This window comes from Parabacteroides sp. Y3-G-102, assembly GCF_023656845.1.
Classification (GTDB): Bacteria; Bacteroidota; Bacteroidia; order Bacteroidales; family Tannerellaceae; genus Parabacteroides; species Parabacteroides distasonis.
The window spans coordinates 23,410-36,565 of the sequence record NZ_JAMOKU010000053.1; the positions used below are offsets into that span (position 1 = coordinate 23,410).

The 13,156-nt window shown below is 35.9% G+C and carries 14 protein-coding genes; all 14 read right to left on the minus strand.

The window, feature by feature from the left end:
- A complete protein-coding gene (locus tag NBH16_RS19980; RefSeq protein WP_151853286.1) occupies positions 1–1,311 on the minus strand; it encodes an ArdC family protein in 1,311 nt (436 codons plus the stop codon).
- Between the two features lie 3 nt (positions 1,312–1,314).
- Positions 1,315–1,503, minus strand: coding sequence for a hypothetical protein (locus NBH16_RS19985; protein ID WP_005783201.1), 189 nt, complete (start codon positions 1,501–1,503; stop codon positions 1,315–1,317).
- Between the two features lie 50 nt (positions 1,504–1,553).
- Positions 1,554–3,365: a DUF3945 domain-containing protein gene (locus NBH16_RS19990; RefSeq protein WP_151853285.1), complete on the minus strand. Its 1,812-nt coding sequence runs from the start codon at positions 3,363–3,365 to the stop codon at positions 1,554–1,556.
- Between the two features lie 5 nt (positions 3,366–3,370).
- Complete coding sequence (locus NBH16_RS19995) at positions 3,371–4,453, minus strand: DUF4138 domain-containing protein (protein ID WP_005783204.1); 1,083 nt, start codon at positions 4,451–4,453, stop codon at positions 3,371–3,373.
- A 175-nt stretch (positions 4,454–4,628) separates the two neighbouring features.
- Positions 4,629–5,939 carry a conjugative transposon protein TraM gene (traM, locus tag NBH16_RS20000; protein WP_151853284.1) on the minus strand — a complete coding sequence of 437 codons (1,311 nt, stop codon included), beginning with the start codon at positions 5,937–5,939 and terminating at the stop codon, positions 4,629–4,631.
- A gap of 7 nt (positions 5,940–5,946) precedes the next feature.
- Positions 5,947–6,576: a hypothetical protein gene (locus NBH16_RS20005; protein ID WP_151853283.1), complete on the minus strand. Its 630-nt coding sequence runs from the start codon at positions 6,574–6,576 to the stop codon at positions 5,947–5,949.
- A 6-nt stretch (positions 6,577–6,582) separates the two neighbouring features.
- Complete coding sequence (locus NBH16_RS20010; RefSeq protein ID WP_005783212.1) at positions 6,583–7,635, minus strand: TraJ family protein; 1,053 nt, start codon at positions 7,633–7,635, stop codon at positions 6,583–6,585.
- Between the two features lie 8 nt (positions 7,636–7,643).
- On the minus strand, positions 7,644–8,243 hold the full coding sequence (locus NBH16_RS20015) for a hypothetical protein (protein WP_005783214.1): 600 nt from the start codon (positions 8,241–8,243) through the stop codon (positions 7,644–7,646).
- Positions 8,244–8,258: 15 nt separating this feature from the next.
- Positions 8,259–8,477 (minus strand): hypothetical protein, encoded by a 219-nt coding sequence (locus NBH16_RS20020; protein WP_005783216.1) that lies wholly within the window; start codon positions 8,475–8,477, stop codon positions 8,259–8,261.
- Positions 8,470–11,085: a TraG/VirB4 family ATPase gene (locus NBH16_RS20025; protein ID WP_151853282.1), complete on the minus strand. Its 2,616-nt coding sequence runs from the start codon at positions 11,083–11,085 to the stop codon at positions 8,470–8,472. Before NBH16_RS20025 ends, NBH16_RS20020 begins: the two co-directional genes overlap by 8 nt.
- Positions 11,086–11,494: 409 nt before the next feature.
- Positions 11,495–11,776: a hypothetical protein gene (locus NBH16_RS20030; protein ID WP_317133390.1), complete on the minus strand. Its 282-nt coding sequence runs from the start codon at positions 11,774–11,776 to the stop codon at positions 11,495–11,497.
- Positions 11,777–11,870: 94 nt separating this feature from the next.
- Positions 11,871–12,257 (minus strand): hypothetical protein, encoded by a 387-nt coding sequence (locus tag NBH16_RS20035; RefSeq protein ID WP_151853280.1) that lies wholly within the window; start codon positions 12,255–12,257, stop codon positions 11,871–11,873.
- 8 nt (positions 12,258–12,265) lie between these two features.
- Entirely contained in the window at positions 12,266–12,466 is a 201-nt protein-coding gene (locus tag NBH16_RS20040) for a hypothetical protein (RefSeq protein WP_005783226.1), read from the minus strand.
- A gap of 2 nt (positions 12,467–12,468) precedes the next feature.
- Positions 12,469–13,032, minus strand: coding sequence for a conjugal transfer protein TraO (locus NBH16_RS20045; RefSeq protein ID WP_151853279.1), 564 nt, complete (start codon positions 13,030–13,032; stop codon positions 12,469–12,471).
- Positions 13,033–13,156 lie beyond the last annotated feature (124 nt).

Here is a 13,156-nt window from a genome sequence, read left to right on the forward strand (position 1 = left end):
CTAAAAATTTAAAGATAATTGTTTGACTTCATTTTTATTTTTTGATTCGGAAAATTGTAGGGAAGGAGTAGGATCATCCAACTTTATATTAAATATATTCTGTGCTGCAATATATATTTTCGGATCTGCATCCTTTAACGCATCAAGTTCCTTTGCAGACAGTTTATATCCCTGCTCCTTTAGGTTAACCAATTCCTTAAACGAACCGGCTAGCGCAGCAGCTAGAGCTATATTAAAAGCTGGTGATAATTTTTCATCATTCCGGGTTTCAGAAAAATCCTTGCTATCATCTACTTTTTTATTCTCTATATGCTTGCATTCTTCCTGTTGCTTTTCCTGTTCTTCCTTCTTCAATAACTCATACTTGCAGACTTCATTCAAAATCATAGTGCTAGCCTTACCTACATCAACTAATACGGAATAGAGGAATTTAGGTTCTTTTTTGATCGCTCCGAGCCAGTTTTTTAAATACTGTGCGTTTTCTTCCCGGATTCCGGAAACGATACCTAGAGAACGGCAAGAAACAGCAGCGGTAAATTCTGCGATTAATTCTTCTTTTGCATATTTGGGATCACCAAACATGTTTTTCATTTCACGACCTAAACGGGTATCTATACCGGTTGAATGTGCCATCTCATGTAACAATGTGCTATAAAATCCTTCTCCTGTATAGAATTGACCTTTAAGGGGTAAATATATCTTGTCCTCTGAAGGACGAAAAAAAGCCTTGTCAGAGAAAGAAGAAATAATAGGACATAACCATGTACCGTGTTTTATCATGTGATCCAACTCTGGCGATGAAAACATTCCCTGCTCATCTTTCAATTTAGGACAACTAAATTTATCCTTCAATGCCTTCCATTGTTCCGGATATACTTCCGCAAAGTTTGTTTGATCAACATTGAACACGTGATAAGGTTTAGTATAAGGAATAACGGTATATTCTTTCTGCTCTTCCTTAGTCAAAGCCTTATAATCATCCATCGAAATTTTATTCCCCTTATCGTCTTTAATCATAAAATTCCAAAATAGGACAGGAAAAGCCGATGCTCCTTTGTTTATGTGAAGCCCTTGTTTCTTTGCTTGCGGAAAAGTCATATATACAGGTGTCTGGAAACTACGTTCCTCTTGAAGAAGAAAAAGCATGAAGGAATTGATTCCATTATAAACACGCCCATCAATATTTTGTGGTAATCCATATCCTGTTGTTGTAAACCAAGGTTTATGCCAATCCGCATCGACTTCCGTAAGTTTCTTAACCATAAGATCCGCAAATTTTTGCAGAGCCTTATCATTTGCCTGACCATCCATGACTTATTGATAAAGGTGTTCATTTTCATATTTTAGCAACCATTCAGCAGCGTTTTCCGCATTCGGGCTAACTCCTTCAGCTTGCATATCCGCAACGTAGAGAGCCGCTAAATCTTCTTGAGCTAATAAAAATTCAAGATCGTCAATCTCTCCAGTCTGATTCTTTTCTACCAATTTGTTGTAATCTTCCATGATATTTATTTTTAAGTGATAACATTTTTACTTTCGGAAAAATCTATTAATTATAAATCGGCAAACATTTTATTTACCGTATTGGCGAGAGGACGCTTCAGATCTTTTTCTGCACTTTGTTGACCTTGTGCTAGCTTAACATCTCCGAGCGTATTAGCAGAGCCTTTCAGATTAAATATCTTCTGAACGGCTATCATCGTATTGCCAGATGCAGTTTCATTCAAAGACTGAATCAACTCTTTGGAAGGTTGATAGCCTTGTTCCTTCAGTTGTGACATCTTTACAAAATCGCCTTTCTCTACTGCTTCTTTAAATTCTTTATCTAGTTCCGGAGAAACCTTAGCACTAGCAGGATCAGCATTAAGCTCTACTTTTGCTTCTTTGGATTCTTCCTTTGCTTGTGTTACTTCTTCCGCTTTTTGCACTTCAGGTTTCATCCCAAATAGTTTTTCTATAACGATAGCTTGCGTCTGATCAATCTTTGTATCTTGTCCCAAACCTCTAATAACTTCCTCTGAAGGCTTGTAACCTTCCTCTTTCAAACTAGCCATTTTTTCATAGTCATTCTTGACAACGGCTTCTCTTAACTCCTTGTCAAGATCTCGATCAGGAACAGGATCCTTACCCGTTACTTTCTCCTGATATTGTTCCCGGATCTTCTCAACTTTAAAGCCTTCTTCTTTCAATTCCTTTTCAGTTGTACCTTTGGCGATTATTCCTTCTTTTTCTAACATATCCCCAGCCTTTAACCTGATGCGTGCTTCAAGATCATAATTATAGTTTTTATCCGGATTTTCATCTTTCAGATAAGATAGGTATTCCTTATGTTCTGTGGCAAAATGGCTGTTTATTAATTGCTCATACCTTTTATCCTTCAACTCGTCTATATCGATTTTTCCGGTACGCTGCATATCCTTTAGCTTATCATTAAGATACTCTTTATCCTTTGCCATTTCTCTTGCCTGTAAAATCTGCTGTTCCTTTGTTTCCGATATTTTCTGGATGTTTGAGAAAGCATATCCTTTCTTATCCGGAAGCATAGCTATATCTGTAATTATGTAACCTTCAGGAGTGTGGATCATTTTGTTATCTAAAGAATGACCATTCGCTAAAAGATACTTATCTGCTGCGGTCAATTCGTAATCTCCAATTTTAGCAGGAACAGACAATTCTTTTTCCGAACGTACCACCACAGCGTTGAGATCCTTATCGACCTGAAGAAGTATATCTCCTTTTTTTGTTGACAAGACTATCACATTGCCATCAAGTAGATCTTGCTTCTGTTGCTTCGATAATTTCTTTCCGTAAATGCGATCCGGTATGGTTAACGCTTCCTTCCTATATATAATAGAAGTACCGTGTTCATGCAACCGAACTTTAGCTGGTTTACCATTGATATCCATTAATCCGGATAATACACCCTTCTCTAACTTTGTGCCTTTCCCGTCTAACGAGTAACCATTTTGCAAAGCATACTCATATAGTTCTTTTCCGGTATAGCAGATTTTATTTTTATGATCGATCACAGTAAAACGATCTTTGGCATCATTTTTTAGATCACCCCAGTTAACAATATCAACCCCTTCATTTTTTAATACGCTTTTATAGTCGGGAGATAAAGCCTGATCCCGATTAAAGAACTGGCAAACACGATCCATAGAAGCCTTTTCCGCAGATAAATCCGGTTCTCGCTTTGTGTGTGAACGTATCTTATCCATATCGATACGAAATACTTCGTCATTCCGGGTAAAAAGCAAAGAACCCTTGTTATAGGCTTCTTTGTAACCTAAACTTTCCGCAATCGCCCTAAATTGCCCGACATTATTATATTGATATTCTGTTAGAACCTCTTGTAGCTTCATGACAATTATTTTAATAATTCAGCGGACAATATATATTCATTCAATATAGATAATTTCATATGCCTTCCCCCACCCCTTTCAAACATTTCGATCTCAAAAACCTTATCATCCGGGATAGTGAACTTATTGAATGCTAAGACAAAGCGATTTTGGCTTTTGCCCAATATCTTTTTATCAAAGTCTTTTTGTTCTACCGGATCATACGGAACTTCCTGCTGGATAGAGTTCTTAACCTTCTTCTGATCACGAAGGAAGCATTTAATAAAATCAACGTCATAATCTATATTTGAGAAGTTTTTTATATCAAATACAAAAAACATGAAATCATCTTTTACATATAGGTTTGCAAGGGACATCTCAAACTTATTTTTTATAACTCCCAAGCTGAAGATATTACGCTTTTTATAGTGCAGTTTATTGATAAGATTATCCATCTCTATGCTATTTACATCAATGTGTGCAATATATTTGCGACCATCGTCAAAGTTGTAAGAGTAAGTAAGAGCATGGTCTTTAAACAAGGTAATTTCATAGGTATTCAGATCTTTATCGATAACAAACAGATTAGAAGGTTCAAAGGCATCAAAAGTTGTACCAACTTTAACCATATTATTATAATACTCAACCCCGAAAACTTCTTCATTTCCTTGTTTCAGATATAACACATCTGCTGGAAAAAACATTTCTGTAGTATTATTATTATTGACTATTACGTTATAACAACGTGATCTATCCACATCACCGGCATATACGATATTTCCGCAGTGATCCGTCATTCCCGGTAACAGATAGGATATTTTATAAGAATAGACATTCCCGTTTGTACAAACTATGATAAGGTTTGTCGTTCCTGAAAAATCTTCTTCCTGTGCCGTTATGCGGACAACATTAGGAACATTATCCACCCGTTCCACTTTTACATAATCTTCACGACCATACGAAATGTCACTTACTTGTGCAGGAAGTACTATATGTTTCGTTTTATCAAACGAAACATAAATTGTTTGGGAGTCCAGTTCTTTTTTTTCCTGTGCAGAAATGGAGAATGGAACACAAAACATGATTAATATAAAAAGCAATGTTTTCATTTTACAAAACCAATAAAAATATTTATAATCCAAAGCAGAACGAAACAAGATATTAAACTATACATCAGTACTTTCATTTCTGCTATCTTTTTCCCTTTAGAGCGTTCTATAAAGAACCTATAAGCCAAAAATACAGTAGCTACAGCTACCATAAAATTAAGTATATCAATTATCATTATAATGCTTCAATTAGTTGGGTTAAAGGATTCTTTTTCTTTGGTTCATTCTGCTGCATCTGCATTTCTCTATACAGACGTTCTATTTCAGCTTCTTCTTCCTCTCTCTTTTTTCTGTCTTCATTAGTTTCTTCCTTGATATACATATTATAGTTAGCTTTTAAATGAACCTTTACTTGAGAAAGGCTTTGATTTAAAATTTGTCTAGTAACCTGTGTAGTGGCTGTGATCGCACTAGTTACCTCACTTGTTACTGTGCCAATAGAAGAAATCGGAAGCTGCACGCCTTGAAGCAAGCCCTGTTCCATTTTTCGAGCAGCTTCAGCTTTCATGTTATTGGGTAAATTCAATCCCTCAATCGCATCAGAATCATAAATAGTAAAAGCGACAGGACTTATATATTTTCCATATCGTATGTTCTCTACCGTAATTTTCAAACGAGTAGAGCCGACACTAGCATTTCCGTAGAAGATCGTATTTGCAGGGATCTCAACGCCACCAACCCATAAAGGCTCTAACAAGCGCATCCGGACAGCACTTCCACTAACAATGGTCTGATCTCCATAAATAGCAGCTTTGATAAGATTGACTTTTTGGTCAATAGTAAACTGTGACCGACGACGCCGTTTTCCATTTTCCACTATAAAAGTCGGCTTTGAAGCTTTCTCAACTTTAGGAACAGAATCAGTTACTTCCGGAAAAATATTCTCTTGAGATTTCTCTATATCTTTTCCTGATGCTTGATCCTGATATTTCTTTCTCATTTCATCCCGGAATCTTGCATTTTCTTCTAGCTCTTTGCGTATTCTTTCCTCTTTCTTTGCTTCCTTGACTATCTGATTAAAGGTTTCTTGATCCTCAATATCATTTAGTTGTTGGCGCATTTTATCAGAAAATGCACTGTTAGATTTTTTTCCTCGCTCCTTGTATTCGCTAGTAACTTCGTCCAATGGATCTTTCTTCATTTTCTCAATACGAGCTTTCATTTTCTCGTTGTATTCGTCTTCGGATGTCTGCATTTCAAAATAGAAATCGCTTCCTTTTACTTGTGATTTTTCCAATTCACGTTTCTTACGAGCAGCTTCTTCTTGTTCACGTTTATAAGCATCTACCTTATTAGCGATCTTCTTTTCTCCTTCTGTGTCCGGTTCAAGAAAAGCCTGATTCACTTCTTCTGTATTGGATGCTGATTCAGCCGGTTTTTCTTTTTTACCAAAGAAAACTATTACAAACAGTACTCCCAAAAGCAGAGGTACTAACATTAACAATTTGTTTTTGTCCTTCAACGCTTCTTTTAAAAAGTTTCCCATAGCTCCATTATTTTAATTTTTCTTCATCTGTTATTTCTCGTGGTTCCGAATATCGAACTTCCCAGCTTTCGATTTTAACACCGTGAGAGTTTTCACGTGATCGAGATACGTCATATAGAGTAAAGTTCACAGAAATATCACGTGCTACGCTCCCTCTAGCACGATAGCCGGTTTGCGTAAACAGTATATCCCCGGATATCGGAACTGTTTGCATATTGATATGTATATCCTTGATTATAACTCCATAGCGTATATTTTTCTGAATCAAAGAATTAAGCATATTAATATCGTTATATTCGTTGTAAAGCTCTTTTCCTCGATTACCAATCAAATTAAGAGCTAATGTTACGTTATTCTCATAAGTGCTTTCATCGAAGGAGTACCACAGCGAAACAAATGTTTTGATATGATTTTCATATTCATACTTTCGCATCGCTGCGGATTCAATGGCTGCAACATCGTAAACCTGTCCTGAAGTATCAAGTACTAAAGCCTTCGTATAAGCCGCATCTATCTTGTTTGACAAATAGAAGAAACAGACAGTAAATGCAATACCCATAATCAGACAACAGGAAGATGCAACAATCACAGTCGTTTTAAAAGCCTGATCCACTGTTTTAAATTTTGTAAGATTCATATTTATTTATTCTTCGTTATCTATAACACTTTTACCTAATGAAGCAGCAGCCCCTACATTTGTAGCCCCCCCTGCTATCGCTGATCCTGCAATCGCCATCGTTGCAGCAGCAGTTACAATAGATACCGTTTTAGAAATGATTCTACCGGCATCACCATGACCGACTATCTTACTTGCCAACCAGAAACAACAACAATAAGAACCGATCAAAGCAAGATCCATGCCCAAATATTGTAGCTGTTTTGTCGCTTCATCTACTGCGTTGAATGCGTCAGAATCATAAATTGACTTAAATGTAAACCACATTATCTGATTTAAAATATTAATCACAGTAAATACCATACCAACGGAACACAGTGTACCAAACCAATTAGACAGCTGCTTTTGGAATACCGGTAGAATGGAAAATGCAAAAACGAAGGGACCTAATATGACAAGGATCTTTACAATGACAACGCCCAAACCCAATATGATAATTTGTACAATCCCGACCAGCAGTGCGGCTAGAGCATGTAAGAGCATTGCTGCGAAATTGGCAGGATTTAATATTTGGGAGATTTGTTTCAATGTAGATGCACTTTCATCTATTTTATTACCTTGATCTATATTTTGTAGTTCTTTATTCATAGCACCTTCCGGATCTTCCCCCGCAGCGACTTCCGCTTCAAGTGCCGTTTTTTCATTATCGGCTATCATGGTGTGCTGTTCTTCCGCTGATCTGTCTAGAAAAGCCGCAAACTCCTGTGCCCGGACTGAACTTAAAGATGTTGCTTCATTTATTACTTCAAGGGTTCCAACGACAGTTTTTGCGATAGGTGTATATAGCGAAAGACAGAATATTAAAGCAAAACAGCGAGCTATTTCCATCAAATCCGGAAACTTATTTTCATCCGATGTTAAAAGCTGACTAACACCATGATATAGGTAATTATAAGCTATATTACAGATGAAACAAATAACTGCTACACCAAGCGCAATTACCGTCATTTGCGCAGTTAATTCTGTTGTAAGGGAATCATTAATCTGCAATCCCCATAAAAAAGTATCTTGTCCGTTCATAAGGCTAATTAATTAGTATATCGACTAAAAGCAGATAAATTTCCGCTATAATATGTTTTCCCTACATGTTTTCGACTTGCATCTTTTATGATCTCACTTCTTACTATTTCATTAAAAGATTTCATTTCAGCAGAAGCCGTTTCTAAGGCTTCTCTTACCTGTCCGACAAAGGACATTCTTCCCTCACTATTCATGCTGAAATAGTCGGAAACAGTAGCAACCTTAAATAATAGATCTGTGCTCAAATTAAGGTTTACCGTAACTTGTTGGAAGTTTAAAAACTTTAAACAATGATAGCTACCGCCTATATTCATATAAAAACGGTAATCACTACTTAGACAAGCTACATCATCCAACAGTTCAGCAAGTTCTACTAAAGATTGTAGTTGGCGTAGTTGGTCTATCTTTTGTAAATTTTCTCGTATATGTGCAGCATCAATCATTTCATTAAGCTGCTTAACCCATTGCGCTGCATTCGCTCCCCATTCGCCAAGGTTCATTCCCATGTGAGCCGGATCATTAACAACCCATTGCGCACTAGCCTTTTGAACAGAAAAAGAGCTACTTAACAGCAACACAGAAAAAAATAAGAGTATCTTTATTTTCATAATATTATAAATTTATTATCGCAGAATAAACACTATCGCAAATATCAAAGCCACAAACCAAGCGACTAGATATGTTCTTGCATTATCTTTCTTTGTAGCTAAAGCCCAGACTACAAAAATCAGAGAAACGCCTAACATTGCAGCGGTGATATACCCTGCCACACTAAAAGACGTATTGTTAAATTCTCCCGACCATCCTTTTATCTGGTTCAATCCTTCTACAGCATCATTCATATTTTTTTCTCCTTTCTTCTAAATACCGGTTAATAGCAGCATAAGTAGATCCTGTTTCCTCAAAAAGCTGTTTGAGCCTAACCACAGTCGATTGTCTTGAATCAAAAGCGACAGCGGCAAATTCAGATACTTCATTGCGAAAAACATAGGTTTCGTTTCCCAATTTAATGAAGAACTCTCTCCACTTGATCTCATCATCCCTATTTTGCAGACTATCTATCATTACTAGTTCTTCTTCTGAAATAGAAAGAATATCTCGCAGATTGGGCAACTCCTTTCTATAACTTGAATGATCCAGTATTACTTTAGTATCACAGTTTATAAGTATTGAATCCTTGATCGCCGGTGGACAGTTCTTCAGGAACAGTACATTTTGGGCAGCTATCGTTATAGCCCCGTCTTTTTTACGGAATGTACGATACAAATAGGCGATAAAATCACCGAACTTATCATCACTTAAAAAGTCTAGGGCTTCATCGATAATCAATTCCTTATTAACTCCTTCACGCTTCTTGATCTTATCGATAACCATTTGAAGCGTGATAATCGCTACCAAAGGAAAATACTCCTTCTTTGCAGCGTCTTCCATATCAAACGCAATTAAATCATCGTTAACTATATCAATATTTTCAGTTGCGTTCAACAAAAAGGATAGTTCTCCATCCGTGTAAGGTTCTAGTAGTAAAAGCACTTCCTCTATCTCAAATCTACGTTTTTCAAAGTCAGTCATTTTGTAAATAAATACATCTCGCAAGAAATTCCGGTATTCTATCAGATTAGGAAAAATCCTTTCATTTGTTCCATCAACAGAAGAATTATTTACATACTCATAAAATGCGATCACTGATTTTCTAAGAATAGCTTTCTCGGTGGGATCTATAGGCTTATTTTGTTTCCAGATATAGTATAAAAGAGCACAGATCGTTTTAATAAGATCCTCGGCTGCTTCTGCATCTGAAGTATCAATATAAATATATCTACCATTCCGATCACGTTCACACAAGAACGGGTTAAAAGCAAACTGTTTCTGATTTGTAGAATCAAAATATTTACCTCGGTGCAGGCTAATCATAGACCTGTAAGATCCACCGATGTCAATAATTGTAATATCATTACCCAAAGAATAAGACTGATAAATATAGTTGTTTAGCCAAAAAGACTTTCCGGAGCCGGACGGACCGATTACTATTTTATTTCTATTTTTTAAAGCCTTGTTATTCCATAAATTTATCAATGCAGGATTTCCGAATCGGTCATTATACAAATGCCCTTGCAGATCAGAAATATAAATACTATCTTTTTGCAAATAACAAATCGCCTGTTTGGTCGTATTGATAAATCCCCTATAATTGCTCCGAGCATTCCCCGGTATATTAGAAAAAAATAAATTGCACAACTCCGCATTCTCGACATAACAAGAACTTTGGTTCATAAAACTAAATCCCTGCTGTGCCAATGAAATTTTCCGAATTAGAGAAGAACGATCCGGATCATTGATAATCACATTAAAAGCTGTATAAGCTGTTTGATAATCAAAATCCGTAATTTCTTTACAGAAAAGTTCTTGCTGTTTTTGCTTGTCTTTAGCCGGAGGATAAAAGTTAGTCAAATAGTTTAGCCCGTTTTTTTCAGCATTAATAGCCGTTAGCGTAGTATCTGTATCTGTTATCTCTATCACAACATTTACAATGTGATCGAAAGGCAAACCTAGTCCAACCGGGTACAACATAGAACATTTAGACTGTATATTCTCTGGAAGCTCAATCGTACTTCCATACGCTTTTGATTTACCCGTATTGGGTACATTCAGCTCATAAAGATTTTCCCCTTCCACGGTAAGAGAAAGCATCGCTAAATATTCTTGTCCAACCTTCAGATCACCGCTAGGAGTTACCATAATTGGGCTAACTGTTTCTTGAGTAGCGTCTTTTGTTGGTTTAGCATACGAGAGATTAAGATAATCAAAGACAGCATTATTTAAGTCTTTACTATCCATCTTCTTTATCTCAAATTGGGTTATAGAAGATAACCCATTTTCAAAATTCAAGATTTTCGGTTCAATCTCTGATAACCTTTCTTCATAGTTCTTGTAGGGCTGTTTAAAAGGATAATTGAGTTTTTTAAGCAGCGATGTATTAGAAGCCTTTTTTCGCACTCCTTTTTTCAAATCTGTATTGGCAAAAGTGATATACAAATTTGTATAGCAGTTTATTATTTGCTTGTTATTAAAGTGTTTAATACTTTCCGCTTTCAATGGATTAACAGAAAAGTCATTGTTCTTATACTGGCTTACATAGTAAAAGCACTGCTGATGCACCACCGTTGCAGGAGGTAACATCTTAAAAAGCCCCTCTAACCTCTCATGTATATATTTTGCATCTTCCTGCGAAAGAGTAAATACTTCCGGAAGAAACAATCTGTATCCAATGGTTAAATCTCCGCTACCGTTTACTATAACGCTATCCGTTATGGTCTGGATCGGTAGTACAGCCGAAAGATCTATTGATTTATCAGATATAGGAACTTCAGAAGGACGCATAAAAAGTATGGCGAGTAATGTAATGACACCACACAGTAATAATGCCGATATAATAATAAATCCTATCATTTTATTTTGTAATTAGTTACCACATAGTAGATATAAACTCTCTGCAAGAAAAAGCGACAGCCTTAATCTGTATCACGTATTCCGCAGGATTTCAAGATCATTTCTGCTTCATTATAAAATTGAATACCTTATGTTTATCTATTATCTGTTTAGGGGTTGCAGATCTAACCGATAAGCCAGTTAGATAATCCGGATTGCCAGCTTTATGTTCCCGTTTTAGGTTCTTGAATAAGATACCTGAAGCAAAGAATATAGCTCCCATGACACTAACTATGATTACCGGATGCACATGCTTAAATATGCAAACAATTATAATCAAAGCATTTGCCAACATAAATAGACCAAATTGTCCCGACGTTAAGCCAAAGAACTTAATTGGTCTATTTATCTTTCTTATAGTCCTCATTAATCAGATAATAAGGAAAGCTACCATAATAACCGCAACCGCAATGATCCAGCCGAGCAGATACTCCTTGGCGTGGGGATTATTCGTTGCAAGGGAATAGATCACAAATACTAAAGCTATGCCAAGCACGGCAGCTAATACATACTTTGCGATATTAAGAATCGTATTAGAACCTTCTTGCGCTTTCGATTCAACATCGGACAAACTGCTAATTTTTAATGCGCTTTGGGCTTCTACAACTTGAGGAACAACAACAAAAGTCAGCAGGAAAAGCCCTAAAATCATAATAATACGCTTGTGTACACTAACAAAATCTACACTCTTTTTCAAAACTTGTACCATAATCTTAAAATTTTAATTGTTATTTTATACATGTTATTTATATATCAATCTTGCTTAAAGCGGAAAAATCAACACTTTCATATTTGACAAAAACATCATCTGATTTTTCCGAAAGTACTTGATGCTGGAATGGTGGTATCTTACCAGCATAATAGTACGCCCGGTTTGAAATATACATATCCGCTATCTCTCTACTTAATTCTTCATCATCTGAAAGATCCTTTTGAAAAACTATTGTTATGCGTGGAGATAAAACTAGATCAGAATCAGATTTTTTTTCTTCAACTGATAGTGAAGCTGTACACTCCGTTTTCTTTTTACTTCCGGAAAAATAGACCAATCCTAAAATTAGAATTGAAACAATAACTATCGTAACTATCGCCAGATCAAATAATGAATAATTAGTGGCTAGATATTCAGTCATTTGTATATTTATATAAGCGACCATATTAGTATAAATATTACTAATGCAACGATATACGTAATTATAGCTTCTTTCATTTTCTCATGATTAGTTATTATTTTTTTTATAACCGCAAGACCTGCACAGACAAATCCGACACCGGCTAGCATTTCACCACATTGTTTGAATAAGTCAATCAATGCGCTTACATCAGCTGATAATAATATCATAATCAATAAATAAGGACTTTAACACCAAGATTCCAGACTGTATTCCATTTGCTTGCATAGCTAAACGGACTCCAATACTGCTTAACACGTCCAAGTATCGCAACTCGTGGAGATACAAAGTATTCTAATTCAGGCTCGATCTTTAAACCAAGTAAGAAATCATACTTATCATCCTGCTTCTTGTACGCTTCTACACCTGTAAAAAGACCTAGACCTAGGCTAAAATAAAGTGAAGAAAGATTTGTCGCAACTGTTTTGAAATAAGCAGCATCAATATAGTAATCTTTTGCTGTAGAGCTAAAAGAAACTATCGTTGGAACTTCCGCAGTATTGCTTTCATAACTGTAGTTATAAGACTTTTCAAAATAGTTCAAACCTATTTTCCAGTAAGTTGTTCGACTCCTATACTTTGATACTGAAAGGTTTAAGTTAGTATTATTCCTACCAAAAATATTCAACCCATAGTTTACTTCTAGGGCTGAAATACCTACATAATGCCGTTGTGCATAAACACTATGTGTACATGCACATAACACTAGTAATAAAGTTAATTTTAATAATCTCATATTCAGTTTAAAAAAAGGTTCGTTTTAATAAATTTAAAAATCACCTTCTCTATATTTTTCAAAGGCTATGTACGTGCTACTTTTGCCGTAAAAATTATGAAATATGGTTATGCACGTGTATCAA